Source organism: Cyanobium usitatum str. Tous, assembly GCF_003011885.1.
In the GTDB taxonomy this organism is placed as follows: Bacteria; Cyanobacteriota; Cyanobacteriia; order PCC-6307; family Cyanobiaceae; genus Cyanobium_A; species Cyanobium_A usitatum.
Genome location: NZ_PXXO01000010.1, coordinates 1 through 16,659, shown reverse-complemented (window position 1 = coordinate 16,659; position 16,659 = coordinate 1). Strand labels below are relative to the sequence as shown.

The window sequence follows — 16,659 nt, the reverse complement described above, 5'->3', positions numbered from 1 at the left end:
GCGGTGCCCCGGCTGACCTGGGTCTGCGTGTGAGAATCTCGCAACCGATCGGCGTGTAGCCGCTGCTAATCCATGCAGATCCTCAACACCCTCACCGTTTTGGCTCTGGTGGTGCTGTCGTTCGCCTTGATTGTGGCGGTGCCGGTGCTTTACGCCAGCAGTGAAGATTCAGGCCGCTCCAATCGCCTGATCCTGCTTGGCGGCCTCGCCTGGGTGGCCCTGGTGCTGCTCAACTGGGGCATGAGCATCTTTGTGGTCTGAAGCGTGGCGATTTTTGAAGGGCGGTTCACCGATACGGCTGGTCTGCGTATCGCGGTGGTGGTTGCCCGTTTCAATGACCTGGTGACCGGCAAGTTGCTGAGCGGCTGCCTCGACTGCCTCTTGCGCCACGGTGTCGACACCAGTGATGCCAGTGCCCAGCTGGATGTGGCCTGGGTGCCCGGTAGCTTTGAGATCCCCCTGGTGGCCCAGCGCCTGGCGGCCAGTGGTCGCTACCAGGTGGTGATCACCCTGGGGGCCGTGATTCGCGGCGACACCCCCCATTTCGACGTGGTGGTGGCCGAGGTGAGCAAAGGCGTGGCTGCCGTGGCCCGCGACACCGGCGTGCCCGTGATCTTTGGGGTGCTCACCACCGACACCCTGCAGCAGGCCCTAGAGCGGGCCGGCATCAAGAGCAACCTGGGCTGGAACTACGGCTTGCAGGCCCTGGAGATGGGCAGCTTGATGGCGGCTATTCCCGACTAAAGGCGCCGGGCCGAAGGTTCTTGGTTTGGTGGTGCTACTAAGCGGGTGCAGCGTCCGTAAGTGGCGGGTAGTTGGTTTCGGCTGTCTGGGTTTCCGCTGTCTGGGTTTCTCCTGACTGTGGGAGCTGCTGACTGTGGAAATGCTGGTGGAGCTGTTTCGACGCTATGCAGGAGGTTGTACAGCTGTACAACTTCTTTGACAGTTCCCATCAGCGCAACCCTTCCTCCGTCCCCCCGCCGCCATGACCACGGTTCCGCTAGCTCAGGCTCGCCAGCAGTTGTCCGGCTTGCTCGATCGCATACAAGCTGGTGAGTGCGTGGAGTGTGATGGAGCTCGAGGGGGAGCTCGATAGCCAGGCCGCGCAACGTTTGCTAGATGGCTTTTTGGCGGAACGTTGTCCGGTGGTTTGTTTTGAACCAGACGACTTTGCGATGGTGCGCCACCGCCAGCGCTACAGGCCTGGCATTGCAGCCCTGCCCCTTTTGCTTCAGCTCCAGCTTGCCTATCGCCTGGGCCTGTTGCCGGCGACCCTCGATCGGGAGCTAGCTGAGGCTGCTGGCGCGCTTTCCTATCCGGTCGAAACCCCTGAACCCCCTGAAACTCCTTGTTTCACCAGTAGGGCCTGGGGGGCTGCATCGCGGAAGCCCAGCTGCAGATAAAAGCCAGCACTGTTGGTGGTCATCAAATAAACGCGCTCAACGCCGCGCAGGGCGGGGGCGGCCAGCAGGGCCTCAACCACCCGGCGGCCCAGGCCTTGGCCGTGCAGGTCGCCGGCTACCACCACATCCCAGAGCACGGCGCGATAGATCCCATCGCTGCTGGCCCGGCCGAATCCCACTAGGCGCTTGCCATGCCACAGGCTCACCACCACGGTGCTGCCGGCCAGCAGGCGGCGCAGCTGCCCGTGGCTGCGCTGCTGGGCCCAGAAGGCGTGGTTGTTGAACAGGCGCTGCAGCTTCCACAGGCCCCGGGTAGGGCGCAGCCCCGGGCCGAGGCCAAACCAGCGCAGGCCAGGGGCACCAGGGGCGTGGATTAGGAGGCGCAGTGCTGCCATGGCAACATCCTCCCAGCAGAAAGTTCACCCCATGACCCGCAAGGGCATCATCCTGGCTGGAGGTAGCGGCACCAGGCTGCATCCGATCACCCAGGCAGTGAGCAAGCAGCTGCTGCCGGTGTTTGATAAGCCGATGATTTATTACCCGCTCAGCACGTTGATGCTGGCGGGAATTCGGGAGGTGCTGATTATCACTACCCCCCAGGATCAGCCGGCCTTTGAGCGCCTGCTGGGCGACGGCTCCCGCTGGGGCATGACAATCGCCTACGCCGTGCAGCCCAGCCCGGACGGGTTGGCCCAGGCCTTTCTGATTGGCGCCGATTTTCTGGACGGTGCGGCGGCGGCCCTTGTGCTCGGCGACAACCTTTTCCACGGCCATGATTTGATTCCCCAGCTCCAGGCCTGCAGTGGCCCAGCTGAGGGAGCCACGGTGTTTGCTTATCCGGTGCGGGATCCGGAGCGCTACGGGGTGGTGGAGTTTGCCGCGGATGGCCGGGTGCTGAGCCTGGAGGAAAAACCCAGCAAGCCCAAGTCGCGCTACGCGGTGACCGGGCTCTACTTCTATGACTCATCGGTGGTGGAGCGGGCCCGGCGGGTGCAGCCATCGCCCCGCGGTGAGCTGGAGATCACCGATCTCAACCGCCAGTATCTCGAGGAAGGCCTGCTGCAGGTGGAGCTTATGGGCCGGGGCATGGCCTGGCTGGATACGGGCACCTGCGATTCGCTGCATGAGGCCGGCAGCTACATCCGCACCCTGGAGCATCGCCAGGGGCTGAAGGTGGGCTGCCCTGAGGAGGTGGCCTGGCGGCTGGGCTGGATCAGTGCCGACCAGCTCGCCGCCCTGGCTGCTCCGCTGCGCAAGAGCGGCTACGGCGACTATTTGCTGCAATTGCTTGAGGTCTCCAATGCAGGTTGAGCAGCTGAGCACAGCCTCCGGTGTGGCGATTGAGGGTCCGTTGCTGATCACGCCCCAGATTTTTGGCGATGGGCGGGGCTTTTTCTATGAGAGTTGGAACCAGCGCCGCTTTGATGAAGCAGTGGGCTGCCCCACCACCTTTGTGCAGGACAACCATTCGCGCTCTTGCCGAGGGGTATTGCGCGGCCTGCACTACCAGCTGGAGCCCGAACCCCAGGGAAAACTGGTGCGCTGCCCGGTGGGTGTGATTTTTGATGTGGCGGTAGACCTGCGCCGCAGTTCCGCCACTTTTGGGCAGTGGGTGGGTGCGGAGCTCAGCGCTGACAATCAGCAGCAGCTGTGGGTGCCGGTGGGCTTTGGCCACGGCTTCCTCACCCTCAGTGAGAGCGCTGAGGTGCTCTACAAGGCCAGCGGCTACTGGAGCAAGACCTGCGAGCGGTCCCTGCGTTGGAACGATCCTGATCTCGCCATCGCCTGGCCGCTGGGCGGCATGGAGCCTTTGCTGGCGCAGAAGGATGCTGAAGCCCCTGAGCTTGCGACAGTTATGGCGGCTGGGGAGGTATTCGCGTGAAGGTGCTGCTTACCGGCGCTGCCGGCCAACTGGGGCAGGCCCTGCACCAGCAGGTGCCTGCGGAAGTGGAGCTGATCGCCACCTGCCGCAGCGGCGGCAATGGTTTGCTGGCCCTCGATCTGGCTGAGGCCGAGGTCTGTCGCGCAGCCATACGTGATCACAGGCCCGATTGGGTGCTCAACGCCGGCGCCTATACGGCGGTGGACAAAGCAGAGAGTGAGCCAGAGCTGGCCTTTGCGGTGAATGGCGGCGCTCCAAGGGCCTTTGCTGAGGCGCTGCTGGAAACGGGTGGACGCTTGCTGCAGGTGAGCACTGATTTTGTTTTTAATGGCAGCCAGGGCAGGCCCTATCGCTTAGAGCAAAAGCGCGATCCCCTTGGGGTCTATGGCCGTAGCAAGGCCGCTGGAGAGGAAGCGATGGAGCAGTTGCTGGGCACCGCTGCTGGCGGCGCAGGGGCAGGGCGGGGAGTGATTTTGCGCACCAGCTGGGTGATGGGGCCGGTGGGCAAGAACTTTGCGCTCACCATGCTGCGGCTGCACCGGGAGCGCCAGCAGATCGGCGTGGTTGAAGACCAAGTGGGTTGCCCCACCAGCACCCATACCCTGGCGGCGGCTTGCTGGCGGGTGATAAGCGCCGGTATCAGCGAGCCGGTGCTGCATTGGAGCGATGCTGGAGCCGCTAGCTGGTTTGACGTGGCTGTGGCAGTGGGCGAGTTGGCTCAGGAGCTGGGACTTTTGGAGCAGCCAGCTCTTGTGAATCCGCTCACTACGGCGGAATATCCACTGCCGGCTCAGCGGCCCAGTTACTCGCTGCTGGATTGTTCAGGCAGCAGGCTGCTGCTGGAGCTTGCTCCCACCCCTTGGCGGCAGGCGCTGCGTCAACTTCTCGAAACTCTCCCATGACAAACCCACCCGACGTTTCAGCGCTCCTGGCCGGCCGATGCCGCATCCTGGTGACCGGTGGGGCCGGCTTTATCGGCGGGGCGGTGGTGCGCCGGCTGCTGAGCGAAAGCGACGCGCAGGTGTTCAATCTCGATAAATGTGGCTACGCCAGCGACCTCACCAATATCGAGGCGCTGCCTCAGGCGGAGGCACGCCACCAGCTCCTCAAGGTGGACCTCACCGACGCCGAAGCCACGGCAGCGGCGGTGCAGCAGGCCGACCCCGACCTGGTGATGCACCTGGCGGCCGAGAGCCATGTGGACCGCTCTATCGAGGGGCCGGGGGCCTTTATCGAGAGCAATGTGAGCGGCACCTTTCAGCTGCTGCAGGCGGTGCGGGCCCACTGGGAAGGTCTGAGCGCAGAGCGCAAGGCGGGTTTTCGTTTTCATCACATCAGCACCGATGAGGTGTTCGGCTCGCTAGGGGCTACGGGGCGTTTCTCGGAGACCACCTCCTACGACCCACGCAGCCCCTATTCAGCGAGCAAGGCGGCCAGTGATCACCTGGTGAGCGCCTGGCACCACACCTATGGCCTGCCGGTGGTGCTCACCAACTGCAGCAACAACTACGGCCCCTGGCAATTTCCCGAGAAGCTGATTCCGGTGGTGATCCTCAAGGCAGCGGCTGGCGAGCCGATTCCGCTTTATGGCGATGGCGCCAACGTGCGCGACTGGCTCTACGTGGAAGACCACGTGGATGCGCTGCTGCTGGCGGCAACCCAAGGCACCCCCGGACGGGCTTATTGCGTGGGAGGCCATGGGGAGCGCACGAATAAAGAGGTGGTGGAGGCGATCTGCAGTGAGCTCGATGATCTGCTGCCCGCTGGTGCCCCCCACAGCCGCCTGGTCACGCCGGTGACGGATCGCCCTGGTCACGACCGGCGTTACGCGATTGATCCAACCCGGATCAGCAGCGAGCTGGGCTGGCAGCCGCGCCACAGCTTCGAGGAGGGTCTGGCAGAAACGGTGCGCTGGTATCTGGAGCACGACAGCTGGTGTGGGGCTGTGCGCGAGCAGTGCGGTTACAGCGGTGTCCGCCTTGGCCTCCTTTCTGGTGGCTGATCACGGTTCGGCTTTGTTAGCCCTCTGTGCTTCTCAGTAGGCTTACCGAAGCGCTGATTAGATCTCTCCATGCTCAAGCTCCTGCTGGGTGATCCAAATGCCCGCAAGCTGAAGCGCTACCAGCCGATAGTTTCTGATATCAACCTGCTCGAGGAGGAGATTGCCCCCCTCTCCGACGACGAGCTGCGCGGCCTCACGGCTGAATTCCGCCAGAAGCTGGAGCAGGTGGCGGGCAATGCCACCAAGGAGCGGGCCTTGCTCGATGAGCTGCTGCCCCAGGCCTTTGCCGTGGTGCGCGAGGCCGGCAAGCGGGTGCTGGGCATGCGGCACTTCGATGTGCAACTAATCGGCGGCATGGTGCTGCACAACGGTCAAATCGCTGAGATGAAAACCGGCGAGGGCAAAACCCTCGTGGCCACCCTGCCCGCCTACCTCAACGCCCTCACCGGCCGGGGCGTGCACGTGGTGACGGTGAACGACTATCTGGCCCGGCGCGACGCCGAGTGGATGGGCCAGGTGCACCGCTTCCTGGGGCTCTCGGTGGGCCTAATCCAGCAGGAGATGACGCCAAGCACCCGTCGGGCCAACTACGCCTGCGACATCACCTACGCCACCAACAGCGAGCTGGGCTTCGACTACCTGCGCGACAACATGGCCAGCGACATCGCTGAGGTGGTGCAGCGCCAGCCCAACTACTGCGTGATCGATGAGGTCGATTCGATCCTGATCGATGAGGCCCGCACGCCGCTGATCATTTCCGGCCAGATCGAGCGACCCCAGGAGAAATACCGCCGCGCCGCCGAAGTGGCTGAGCTGCTGGAGCGCTCTGCCGAGCTGGGCAAAGACGGCATCGATCCCGAGGGCGACTACGAGGTCGACGAGAAGCAGCGCAATGTGACCCTCACCGACGAGGGCTATGCCAAGGCCGAGCAGGAGCTGGGGGTGAGTGATCTCTTCAACCCAGAAGACCCTTGGGCCCACTTCATCGGCAATGCCCTCAAGGCTAAGGAGATGTTTGCCAAGGACGTGAACTACATCGTGCGCAATGGCGATGCGGTGATCGTGGATGAATTCACCGGTCGGGTGATGCCGGGTCGGCGCTGGAGTGATGGCCTGCACCAAGCGATCGAGGCAAAGGAGCAGCTGGAGATCCAGCCCGAAACCCAAACCCTCGCCTCGATCACCTACCAAAACTTCTTCCTGCTCTACCCGCGCCTAGCCGGCATGACCGGCACCGCAAAGACAGAAGAGGTGGAATTCGAGAAGACCTACAAGCTCGAGGTCACGATCGTGCCCACCAACCGGGTGCGCTCCCGCTCCGACTGGACCGATCAGGTATACAAAACCGAAACCGCTAAATGGCGCGCTGTCGCCCTGGAAACCGCCGAGGTGCACAAGGGCGGCCGGCCAGTGCTGGTGGGCACCACCAGTGTGGAGAAATCGGAGTTGCTGAGTGCCCTGCTGGCCGAGCAAGACATCCCCCACAACCTGCTAAACGCCAAGCCCGAAAACGTGGAGCGGGAAGCCGAAATCGTGGCCCAAGCAGGCCGGGCCGGCGCCGTGACCATCGCCACCAACATGGCCGGCCGTGGCACGGACATCATCCTGGGCGGCAATAGCGATTACATGGCCCGCCTCAAGCTGCGCGAGGTGCTGCTGCCCAAGCTGGTGCGCCCGGAAAATGAGCACCGGCCCATCCCCTCAGCCAAAGCCGCGCGCGAAGCCCGCAGCCTCGGCAGCCTCTATCCCTGCAGCCTCAGCGAAACGACCGACCAAGACCTGGCCACCCTCGCCAAAGATCTGGTGAATGCCTGGGGCGACCGGCAACTCACCCTGCTGGAGCTGGAGGACCGCATCGCCCAGGCGGCCGAAAAGGCCCCCAGCGAAGACCCCCAAATCCAGGCCCTGCGCGACTGCATCGCCCAGGTGAAGGCTGAATACGACGCCATGGTGAAGCAGGACGATCAGCAGGTGCGCGAAGCCGGTGGCCTGCACGTAATCGGCACCGAGCGCCACGAATCCCGCCGCGTCGACAACCAACTGCGGGGCCGCGCCGGCCGCCAGGGCGATCCCGGCTCCACCCGCTTCTTCCTGTCACTGGAAGACAATCTGCTGCGCATCTTCGGTGGCGACCGGGTGGCCGGACTGATGAATGCCTTCCGGGTGGAGGAAGACATGCCGATTGAATCGGGCATGCTCACCCGCTCGCTGGAAGGGGCCCAGAAGAAGGTGGAAACGTACTACTACGACATCCGCAAGCAGGTATTCGAATACGACGAGGTAATGAACAACCAGCGCAAAGCCGTTTACACCGAGCGGCGCCGGGTGCTGGAGGGCCGGGAGCTCAAGGCCCAGGTGATCGGCTACGGCGAGCGCACCGTCGAAGACATCGTGGATGCCTATGTAAACCCGGAGCTGCCGCCCGAGGAGTGGGATCTGAGCCGCCTGGTGGATAAAACCAAGGAGTTCATCTATCTACTGGAGGATCTCACCCCCGATCAGCTCCAAGGCCTCGGCGTGGAAGAGCTCAAGGCCTTCCTGCAGGAACAGCTGCGTAATGCCTACGACATCAAGGAGGGCCAAGTAGAGCAGCAGCGCCCAGGCCTAATGCGCGAGGCGGAGCGCTACTTCATCCTTCAACAGATCGACACCCTCTGGCGCGAGCACCTGCAGGCGATGGATGCCCTACGCGAATCGGTTGGACTGCGCGGTTACGGCCAGAAAGATCCACTGATCGAATACAAGAACGAGGGTTATGACATGTTCTTGGAGATGATGACCCAGATGCGGCGGAATGTGATCTATTCGATGTTTATGTTCCAGCCGGCGCCGGCGGCTCAGGGGTGACTGCCTAAGTTCAGCTAGTGGTGCCAGGGTTGTCGCCCAGAAACTCAAGGATCTCGCGATCTTTGAGGTTTTGAGCGGCGCCGTTGCAGGGCTCCAGCAGGGGGCGGCCGGCGGCCAGCTCCCGCAGGCAGCCTTGGGTGCGGGCCAGCTCCATTTCCAACACGTCGATGCGCTCCATCAGGTTGCGGATCACATTCGCTTCCGTGTCGGGCAGGGCTGAGTGGGCCAGGGGGTCGATGCGCACCCCGCTCTGATGGATAACCCGGCCGGGGATGCCCACCACCGTGCTGTCGGCCGCCACGTCGCGCAGCAGCACCGAGCCGGCGCCGATGCGGGTGTTGGCACCCACGGTGATCGCCCCCAGCACCTTGGCGCCGGCGCCCACCACCACGTTCTCCAGCAGGGTGGGGTGGCGCTTGCCATGGGCCTTGCCGGTGCCGCCCAGGGTGACGCCCTGATACAGCAGGCAGCGGTTGCTGATCACGGCTGTTTCACCGATCACCACTCCCATGCCGTGGTCGATGAACACGCCATGGCCGATCCGGGCGCCGGGGTGGATTTCAACGCCGGTAGCCAGTCGCCCCAGCTGGCTCAGCAGCCGTGCCAGCAGGGGCAACGGCGGCAGCCGCCGGCCCCAGAGCCAATGGCTGAGACGGTGCAGGGTTAGGGCGTGCAAGCCCGGATAGCAGAGCAGGATTTCCAGCGTGCCTCGGGCCGCAGGATCTCGTTGCTTGATGATCGCCAGGTCGGCCTGCAGTGCCTTGAGCATGGAGCCAGTTTGACCGAGGGGCCCCCCGTCATGCATGATCTTGAAATCGGCAAAGCCGGTTGTTGCGGATGTAGCTCAGTGGTAGAGCATCTCCTTGCCAAGGAGAGGGTCGAGAGTTCGAATCTCTTCATCCGCTTGATTCACCTGGCCGTTTGGTTCAAGTAGCCATTGGATTCAGGTAGCCAGCAGGCCAATTTCTTTGCGCAGGCCATCGATGGTGGCGGTGCCTAGGTAGCTCTGGGCGCAGTGCACCACCGGCATCCGTATTAGTTGGGCCCTGTTTTGGCGCAGGCTCTGCTCCACCAGCGGCAGGCTGGGGCGGTCGCAGAGCACGTGGCTGGCGGCCCGCAGCAGGGCCAGCAGGCGGCTGCCTGTGTCGGGGTTGGCGGTCATCACCAGCAGCTCGTTGCCGCGCATGCTGTGCAGGATCACCTCGGCGGCCCGCAGGATCCCCGGGCTGATGCTCACCAGGCCCACGCAGCTGCCCTGGCGCAGCTCCTTGAGTAGGTCGAGCTCGTGGCGAAAATCGTTGAGATCAACGGCCACCGCCCGTACGCCGTGCTGCTTGGCAATCTCCTCCACCGGCTGCAGGAAGTAACGGCTGGTCACCACCGTGCCGTTGTTGGATTCGGTGAGCACCGCCGCCAGCTCCTCCATCGGCACCACCTCCACCGGCACCTCCAGGCTGGGGATGAGCTCCTCGGCGATCAGCATCGAGGCGCCGATGTCCTCGCGGGGGGTGCTGACCAGCACCCGGGCGCCGCAGCGCAGGCGCCAGTCGATCTCGCGGGTGAGTAGGTCGCGGCCCTGCTGCAGGGTGCAGCCGGCATTGAGCAGGCCATCGACGCTTTGGCGCACCTGGCGGTCGATGTCCGGCAGGAGCTTGCCCCTGGGGCCCGGCGGCGGCTTGATTTCCCGCGGCTTTTGCTGGTCGCGCACATAGATGCCCGATCCCGCCATCGCTTCAACGACGCCGTCGGTTTCCAGCTGGCGATACACCTTGCTGATCGTGTTGCGGTGCAGGCCGGTTTGCATCGCCAGCTGCCTGGTGCTGGGCAATCGGTGCCCCGGTGGGTAGTGGCGGGCCGCAATGGCAAAGCAGATCTGGTTGTAGAGCTGCGTCGACGCCGGGATGTCGCTTTCCTGCTGGATGTGGAATCGCACGCCGGGGTTGGGCCAATTGGGCTGGTGGCCACCATAAAGAGGCTTGGCCCTGGGGACAATCCCCCTGTTGGCATACGCGCGTGTGCCGGTTTGGCCTGGTGCAAGTGGGCGGCCCTTCGGGAAGTTGTACATCTGTACAACTTCGTGCACACGCGCAAAACCCAATGCCAGCAAGCATCTGTCCGCGCGCTAATGCCCGCCCCCGCCAATGTCCGCAGCTCAGGCCTTCCCTTCAACCGCTCAGCGCTTGAGCGACATATCGGCGATCGCTAGAGAAGCGATTTAACCCGCGGGTTCTGCAGCGGAACTTGAAGCCACCTTGCTGTTGCCCTTGGGAGCGGCGGCCTTGCGGGGGCTCAGGAACATGATCATGTTGCGCCCTTCCCGCTTGGGGGGCTGCTGGATCTCGGCGTTGTCCTCGAGGTCCTTCGCCATGCGGTAGAGCAGCACTTCAGCCAGGGCGGTGTGCTGGATTTCGCGGCCGCGGAAGATCACGGTGCACTTCACCTTGTCGCCGTCCTTAAGGAAGCGCTGCGCCTGGCCGATCCGCACCTGATAGTCGTGGGAGTCGATCTTGTAGCGCATCTTCACTTCTTTTACTTCCGTCTGGTGCGACTTCTTCTTGGCTTCTTTGGCCTTCTTTTCCTGCTCAAACTTGTATTTGCCGTAATCCATGATCCGGCACACCGGCGGATCGGCCTTTTCGCTCACCAACACCAGATCGAGCTCGCGGTCCTTGGCAACCTCAAGGGCCTCCTCGCGGGTGATCACCCCCAGTTGACTGCCATCGGCATCCACCACCCGCAGGTTGGGGTAGCTGATGCGGTCGTTGATGTTGGGCAGCTCCCGCACGGGAGCACGGCGGTCAAAACGGGGACGTGGAGGCATTCAGGGGTGTGAAGGATCGCGAAATCGCTAACGCTTCACCCTAGTCCGCGCTCGACCACTTGCAACGCCTGGGCCAACTGCCCCTCGGTGCTGCGCTCTTCCAGCCAGATAGGTGCGTGGCGCCGCCGAAACCAGGTGCGTTGCCGTTTGGCGAATTGGCGGGTGCGCTGCTCGCAAAGGGCGATCGCTTCAGATTCGCTGCGCTCGCCGGCCAGCTGCTGCTTCGCCTCGGCATAGCCGATGGTGTTGAGCAGGGGCAGCCCAGCCCCGTAGCGCTCGATCAGCGCTTCGGTTTCAGCTACCAGCCCCGCAGCAAACAGGCCCCGGGTACGGCTGGCAATGCGGCCTGTCAGGTCGGTGGGACTTAGGCCCAGCTCCAGCACCCGCCAGGGCGGCGGCGTGGCCCCCTGCTGGCTGGATAGGGGCCGCCCCGTGGCATAGAGCACCTCCAGGGCCCTTTGGGTGCGCACGGCATCGGCGGGGGCGATGCGGGCGGCGGCCGCTGGATCGCCCTGGCGCAGCAGCTGGTGGCAGAGGGGCTGGCCAAGGGCTGCCAGCTGGGCGCGCAGCTGGGGTTGGGGTGGCACCGCTGGGGGCTCCAGCCCCTGGGTGAGGGCCTGTAGGTAGAGGCCGCTGCCGCCAGCCAGCAGGGCCAGGGGCTTGCGGGCAAGTTCCGCGTTGAGCTGGGCCTCGGCGATGGCCCGAAACTCCTGCAGGTTGATCGGCTGGTCGGGATCGCGGAGATCCAGCAGCTCGTGGCGCGCCTGCCCCCGCTGAGCGGCCGTGGGCTTGGCGGTGCCCACGTCCATCTGCCGGTAGAGCTGGCGCGAATCCACGTTCAGCACCGCCAGATCGAGGGCCTGGGCCAGGGCGATTGCCAAGTCTGTTTTGCCGCTGGCCGTGGGGCCCAGCAAGACGATGACGAGGGGTTGGCCTGCGGACTCAGTGGGGCTCATGGGTCCACCTTGCCAGGGGGTGTCAGCCCGGGTTGGCGGTGGTAAATTGCTTATTGCAATGGGGCTTTTGGGCTCGTTTGCGCCTTACTTGCCCCGGGATTTCGCCGTCCTGTGCCGAATCCCTGGGGAAACCTTCCTGCATGAGCGCTGAAAGCCAAGCTTCCACGAAAATTCAGGCCGCCTATGGCGCCGAGCAGATCCAGGTTCTGGAGGGCCTAGAGCCGGTTCGTAAGCGGCCGGGCATGTACATCGGCTCCACCGGCCCCCGAGGTCTGCACCATTTGGTGTACGAGGTGGTCGACAACGCAGTGGATGAGGCCCTAGCCGGCCACTGCGACCAGATCCTGGCGGTGCTCAACGACGACGGCTCTTGCGCCGTCACCGACAACGGCCGCGGCATCCCCACCGATATCCACCCGCGCACCGGTAAGAGCGCCCTTGAAACCGTGCTCACGGTGTTGCACGCCGGCGGCAAGTTTGGCTCTGGTGGCTACAAGGTTTCTGGCGGCCTGCACGGCGTTGGTGTGTCGGTGGTCAATGCCCTCTCCGAGTGGGTGGAGGTCACGGTTTACCGCCAAGACCAGGTGCACACCCAGCGCTTTGAGCGCGGCGCCCCGATTGGCATCCTGCAATCAGCCGCTGGCGAGAAGGGCCGTACCGGAACATCGGTGTGTTTCAAGCCCGATATCGAGATTTTCTCGACCGGCATTGAGTTCGACTACCAAACTCTCTCCTCGCGTTTACGCGAGCTGGCCTACCTCAATGGTGGGGTGCGGATTGTCTTCCGTGACGACCGTGCTGCGGCCCGCAACGCCGCTGGCGAAGCTCACGAAGAGATCTATTTCTACGAAGGCGGCATCAAGGAATACGTCGCCTACATGAATAAGGAGAAGGATCCTCTCCACCCCGAAATCATTTACGTCAACCGCGAAAAGGACGGTGTACAGGTGGAAGCGGCACTGCAGTGGTGCGTGGATGCCTACTCAGACAGCATTCTTGGCTTTGCCAACAACATCCGTACTGTCGATGGTGGCACCCATATCGAGGGCCTGAAAACGGTGCTTACCCGCACCCTCAACACCTTTGCCAAAAAGCGCGGCAAGCGTAAGGATGCCGATACCAACCTGGCCGGCGAAAACATCCGCGAGGGTCTCACTGCGGTGCTATCGGTAAAGGTGCCCGACCCGGAATTTGAGGGTCAGACCAAAACCAAGCTCGGTAATACGGAAGTTCGCGGCATTGTTGACACGCTGGTGGGTGAAGCCCTCAGCGAATATCTTGAATTCAATCCCTCGGTGATCGATCTGATCCTCGAGAAAGCGATTCAGGCCTTCAATGCAGCCGAGGCTGCCCGCCGCGCCCGCGAGCTGGTGCGCCGCAAGAGCGTGCTCGAGAGCTCCACCCTGCCTGGCAAGTTGGCAGATTGCTCCTCCCGCGACCCAGCCGAGTCTGAGATCTACATCGTGGAGGGCGATTCTGCTGGTGGCTCTGCCAAGCAGGGGCGCGACCGTCGCTTCCAAGCGATCCTGCCATTGCGGGGCAAAATTCTCAATATCGAGAAAACAGACGACGCCAAGATTTATAAAAACACTGAGATTCAGGCGCTGATCACTGGATTAGGCCTGGGGATCAAGGGCGAGGAGTTTGATGAGAAAAATCTGCGCTACCACCGGATCGTGATCATGACCGACGCCGACGTCGACGGCGCCCACATCCGCACCCTGATTCTCACCTTCTTCTTCCGCTATCAGCGGGCCTTAGTTGAGGGTGGCTACATCTACATTGCTTGCCCACCCCTCTATAAAGTGGAGCGCGGTAAAAATCACACCTACTGCTACAACGAAGACGATCTCAAGAAAACTATCGCATCGTTTGGTGAAAAGGCGAATTACACGATCCAGCGTTTCAAGGGCTTGGGCGAAATGATGCCGAAGCAGCTATGGGAAACCACCATGGATCCCACCACTCGCATGATGAAGCGAGTCGAGATTGAAGATGCCCTCGAAGCCGATCGCATCTTTACAATCCTGATGGGCGACAAAGTGGCACCGCGCCGGGAATTTATCGAGGCCCATAGCGCCACCCTCGATCTAGCCCAGCTCGATATTTGATGGCGGGTACCCGCATGATGCAGCCGTCTGCAGCCTGGCGCTGGGCGGCCCTGCTTGGTTTTGCCCTGATCACCCCCGTGGGCTTGCCTGCCGGAGGGGCTGATCGCAGGCAACTTGAGGTGCGCCGGCGTTGTGCCGGAGATCCCTTGCTGTCCACCCAGGCCGTGGCGTTGCGGGCAGCACCGGAGCAGCGCGCCCCTGCCTTGCAGCAGCTTGGACCAGGCGAGCCCATGCGAGTGCTGCGCAGCTGGCGGGGCAGTTCCGGCCAGCGCTGGCTTCAAGTGCAGGCCGCCGATCGCCGCGGCTGGTTGGCTGCTGGTTGAGTGAGTTCCTTGAGGGCACACTCGATATTGGTATGTCATTGAGTTTGTACATCTGTACAAACTCAATGAGGACTAACAGGCCAACGATCCGCCGGTTAGGCGGCTAAAGCGGCTTCGATGGCGCCCTTCAATTCAGCGGAATCGGGCTCCACGTTGCTCTTGTAGCGGCCCAACACGGTGCCGTCCTTGCCCACCAGAAACTTCTCGAAATTCCAGGCGACGGGGCCGGCGGGCTCGCTCTGGCTGAGGGTGGTGTAGGGCTCTTCGGCCATCACCACTTTGTCGAGCAACTCAAAGTCGGCGCCGTAGGTGGTGGAGCAGAACTGCTGGATCTCTGGCAGCGTGCCGGGCTCCTGGGCGCCGAAATCGTTGCAGGGGAAGCCGAGCACGGCCAGGCCCTGGGGGCCGTAGCTCTCCTGGAGGGCCTGCAGGCCTGCGTATTGGCGGGTGAATCCGCAGCGGCTGGCCACGTTCACGATCAGCAGCACCTTGCCGGCCCATTCGCCCAAATTGCGCTCGTCGCCTTTGGCATCGCGCACGGCCACATTGCTTACGGAGATAGCCATTGGTGCGGTTGTCATCAAGTGGCCGGACCATAGCGGGCCGAAGGCAGCAGCGACCCATAAACTCAGCATTGCGGCGTCGCGGGGCCCATGGGCGAAGCCAACGGGATCCAGGTGGCCGAGGTGGTCGCCCAACAGCTGGAAAGCCTGCTTGAGGCAGGTAACTACGACGGTGCCAAGTTGCTGCTCGGCCCCGTGCAGGAGGTAGACGCCGCTGAAGCGATCGGTAGCCTGCCGCGCACCCTGCAGGCCCTGGCCTTTCGGCTGCTGCCCAAGGACGAAGCAATTGAGGTCTACGAATACCTCGATGCGTCAGTTCAGCAGACCCTGCTGGAGCGGCTGCGCTCCGGCGAGGTGCTGGAGCTGGTGGAGGAAATGTCACCCGACGATCGGGTGCGGCTTTTTGATGAGTTGCCCGCCAAGGTGGTGCGGCGCCTGCTGGCCGAACTCAGCCCGGCGGAGCGGCGGGTCACGGCCCAACTACTCGGCTACGAGGCGGAGACGGCGGGCCGGCTGATGACCACCGAATTCGTCGACCTCAAGGAGTTTCACAGCGCCGCCCAGGCCCTGGCGATCGTGCGCCGCCGCGCCCGCGATACAGAAACCATTTATTCCCTCTATGTCACCGATGGCTCGCGCCACCTCACCGGCATCCTTTCGCTGCGGGATCTGGTCACGGCGGACCCTGAGGCACGCATCGGCGATCTGATGACCCGCGATGTGGTGAGCGTCGGGACCGACACCGACCAGGAGGAGGTGGCGCGGGCTATCCAGCGCTACGACTTCCTGGCCGTGCCGGTGGTGGACCGGGAGCAGCGGCTGGTGGGGATCGTCACCGTGGACGACGTCATCGACGTGATCGAGCAGGAGGCCACCCGCGACCTCTACGCCGCCGGCGCCGTGCAGGCTGGCGATGAAGACGACTACTTCCAGAGCAACCTGTTCACCGTGGCGCGGCGCCGGGTGGTGTGGTTGCTGGTGCTGCTGGTGGCCAACAGCGGCACCTCGGCGGTGATCGCCTCCCAGGAGTTGGTGCTCAAGCAGGTGGTGGTGCTCGCCGCCTTTATTCCGCTGCTGATCGGCACCGGCGGCAATGTTGGAGCCCAGAGCTCCACTGTGGTGATTCGGGGTCTGAGCACCCAGCGCATTCAGGCGATGGGCGCCTGGCGGGCGATCTGGCGTGAATCTGTGGCCGGCGCCCTACTGGGCTTGTTGATGGTGCTGGCGGTGGTGCCGTGGGCCGCCTACGTGGCAGGCAGCTGGTTAGTGGCTATGGCCGCCGGCCTGAGCCTGGTGGCGATCACCACCCTCGCTGCAACGGCCGGCGCGGCCCTGCCGCTGCTGTTTGACCGTCTGGGCCTGGATCCGGCCTTGATGTCCGCGCCTTTTATTGCCACCGCTACAGACGTCGCTGGGGTGTTCATCTACCTGCAAACCGCCTCCTGGCTGCTGCAACGCGCCGCGCCTGGCTAGGTAGCTGCTGGGAGTGGCTAGGTAGCTGCTGGGAGTGGCTTGAGCCGCCGCAGCAGTTTTGGGGTTTCTGAGAGGAGTTAACACTTCTTCAGGTTAGGCTTTACACATCTTCAAAGCCCCAACGCCGTGGTCGTCGCCATCGCTACTGCACCCACCGCAGCTGCTCCCGACAAGGCTGCCCGCTCCATGCCCGCGGCCGACGGCGACCTGGTGCGTAGCTACCTGCGGGACATCGGGCGAGTGCCGCTGCTATCCCATGAGCAGGAGATCACGCTGGG

Annotated in this window: 17 protein-coding genes and 1 tRNA gene; 12 read left to right on the top strand and 6 right to left on the bottom strand. The window is 63.6% G+C overall.

What is annotated here, in order from left to right; translation table 11 throughout:
• The first annotated feature begins 72 nt into the window (after positions 1–72).
• On the top strand, positions 73–261 hold the full coding sequence (psbZ, locus tag C7K55_RS09355) for a photosystem II reaction center protein PsbZ (RefSeq protein WP_106632462.1): 189 nt from the start codon (positions 73–75) through the stop codon (positions 259–261).
• A 3-nt stretch (positions 262–264) separates the two neighbouring features.
• A complete protein-coding gene (gene ribH, locus C7K55_RS09350; protein WP_106632461.1) occupies positions 265–744 on the top strand; it encodes a 6,7-dimethyl-8-ribityllumazine synthase in 480 nt (159 codons plus the stop codon).
• Between the two features lie 568 nt (positions 745–1,312).
• Here the strand turns inward: ribH and C7K55_RS09345 are convergent.
• The gene (locus tag C7K55_RS09345; RefSeq protein ID WP_106632460.1) at positions 1,313–1,798 is read right to left on the bottom strand and encodes a GNAT family N-acetyltransferase; all 486 of its coding nucleotides are present in this window, start codon (positions 1,796–1,798) and stop codon (positions 1,313–1,315) included.
• Between the two features lie 31 nt (positions 1,799–1,829).
• Here C7K55_RS09345 and rfbA point away from each other — a divergent pair, with 31 nt between their 5' ends.
• The 5 genes from rfbA to secA all read left to right on the top strand — a co-directional run bounded on the left by rfbA (position 1,830) and on the right by secA (position 8,134).
• Complete coding sequence (rfbA, locus tag C7K55_RS09340) at positions 1,830–2,714, top strand: glucose-1-phosphate thymidylyltransferase RfbA (protein WP_106632459.1); 885 nt, start codon at positions 1,830–1,832, stop codon at positions 2,712–2,714.
• On the top strand, positions 2,704–3,285 hold the full coding sequence (gene rfbC, locus C7K55_RS09335; protein WP_106632458.1) for a dTDP-4-dehydrorhamnose 3,5-epimerase: 582 nt from the start codon (positions 2,704–2,706) through the stop codon (positions 3,283–3,285). Before rfbA ends, rfbC begins: the two co-directional genes overlap by 11 nt.
• Positions 3,282–4,187, top strand: a complete 906-nt coding sequence (rfbD, locus tag C7K55_RS09330; RefSeq protein WP_106632457.1) for a dTDP-4-dehydrorhamnose reductase — start codon at positions 3,282–3,284, stop codon at positions 4,185–4,187. The genes rfbC and rfbD overlap by 4 nt, the downstream gene beginning before the upstream one ends.
• Positions 4,184–5,287, top strand: coding sequence for a dTDP-glucose 4,6-dehydratase (gene rfbB, locus C7K55_RS09325; protein WP_106632456.1), 1,104 nt, complete (start codon positions 4,184–4,186; stop codon positions 5,285–5,287). Before rfbD ends, rfbB begins: the two co-directional genes overlap by 4 nt.
• Before the next feature lie 69 nt (positions 5,288–5,356).
• On the top strand, positions 5,357–8,134 hold the full coding sequence (gene secA / locus C7K55_RS09320) for a preprotein translocase subunit SecA (protein WP_106632455.1): 2,778 nt from the start codon (positions 5,357–5,359) through the stop codon (positions 8,132–8,134).
• Between the two features lie 10 nt (positions 8,135–8,144).
• Here the strand turns inward: secA and cysE are convergent, their stop codons facing one another.
• Positions 8,145–8,903 carry a serine O-acetyltransferase gene (gene cysE, locus C7K55_RS09315; protein WP_106632454.1) on the bottom strand — a complete coding sequence of 253 codons (759 nt, stop codon included), beginning with the start codon at positions 8,901–8,903 and terminating at the stop codon, positions 8,145–8,147.
• Positions 8,904–8,967: 64 nt separating this feature from the next.
• Between cysE and C7K55_RS09310 the strand changes: the two genes are divergently transcribed.
• Positions 8,968–9,039, top strand: a tRNA-Gly gene (locus C7K55_RS09310).
• Positions 9,040–9,077: 38 nt separating this feature from the next.
• On the opposite strand, the gene C7K55_RS09305 is transcribed toward C7K55_RS09310, so the two are convergent.
• The 3 genes from C7K55_RS09305 to miaA form a co-directional block, all read right to left on the bottom strand.
• Positions 9,078–10,067 (bottom strand): GntR family transcriptional regulator, encoded by a 990-nt coding sequence (locus tag C7K55_RS09305; RefSeq protein ID WP_106632453.1) that lies wholly within the window; start codon positions 10,065–10,067, stop codon positions 9,078–9,080.
• 282 nt (positions 10,068–10,349) lie between these two features.
• A complete protein-coding gene (gene infC, locus C7K55_RS09300; RefSeq protein ID WP_106632452.1) occupies positions 10,350–10,955 on the bottom strand; it encodes a translation initiation factor IF-3 in 606 nt (201 codons plus the stop codon).
• A 35-nt stretch (positions 10,956–10,990) separates the two neighbouring features.
• Entirely contained in the window at positions 10,991–11,911 is a 921-nt protein-coding gene (gene miaA / locus C7K55_RS09295; RefSeq protein WP_106632451.1) for a tRNA (adenosine(37)-N6)-dimethylallyltransferase MiaA, read from the bottom strand.
• Positions 11,912–12,051: 140 nt separating this feature from the next.
• On the opposite strand from miaA, the gene gyrB reads away from it, so the two are divergent.
• Together gyrB and C7K55_RS09285 are read left to right on the top strand one after the other, a co-directional pair.
• The gene (gene gyrB, locus C7K55_RS09290; protein ID WP_106632450.1) at positions 12,052–14,022 is read left to right on the top strand and encodes a DNA topoisomerase (ATP-hydrolyzing) subunit B; all 1,971 of its coding nucleotides are present in this window, start codon (positions 12,052–12,054) and stop codon (positions 14,020–14,022) included.
• Complete coding sequence (locus tag C7K55_RS09285) at positions 14,022–14,345, top strand: SH3 domain-containing protein (protein WP_241518286.1); 324 nt, start codon at positions 14,022–14,024, stop codon at positions 14,343–14,345. The genes gyrB and C7K55_RS09285 overlap by 1 nt, the downstream gene beginning before the upstream one ends.
• 95 nt (positions 14,346–14,440) lie before the next feature.
• Here the strand turns inward: C7K55_RS09285 and C7K55_RS09280 are convergent, their stop codons facing one another.
• On the bottom strand, positions 14,441–14,911 hold the full coding sequence (locus C7K55_RS09280; RefSeq protein WP_106632532.1) for a glutathione peroxidase: 471 nt from the start codon (positions 14,909–14,911) through the stop codon (positions 14,441–14,443).
• 87 nt (positions 14,912–14,998) lie between these two features.
• Here C7K55_RS09280 and mgtE point away from each other — a divergent pair, with 87 nt between their 5' ends.
• The gene (mgtE, locus tag C7K55_RS09275; RefSeq protein WP_106632449.1) at positions 14,999–16,381 is read left to right on the top strand and encodes a magnesium transporter; all 1,383 of its coding nucleotides are present in this window, start codon (positions 14,999–15,001) and stop codon (positions 16,379–16,381) included.
• Positions 16,382–16,519: 138 nt separating this feature from the next.
• The coding region (locus tag C7K55_RS09270) for a sigma-70 factor domain-containing protein (protein ID WP_277621541.1) at positions 16,520–16,659 on the top strand (140 nt) is incomplete at its 3' end.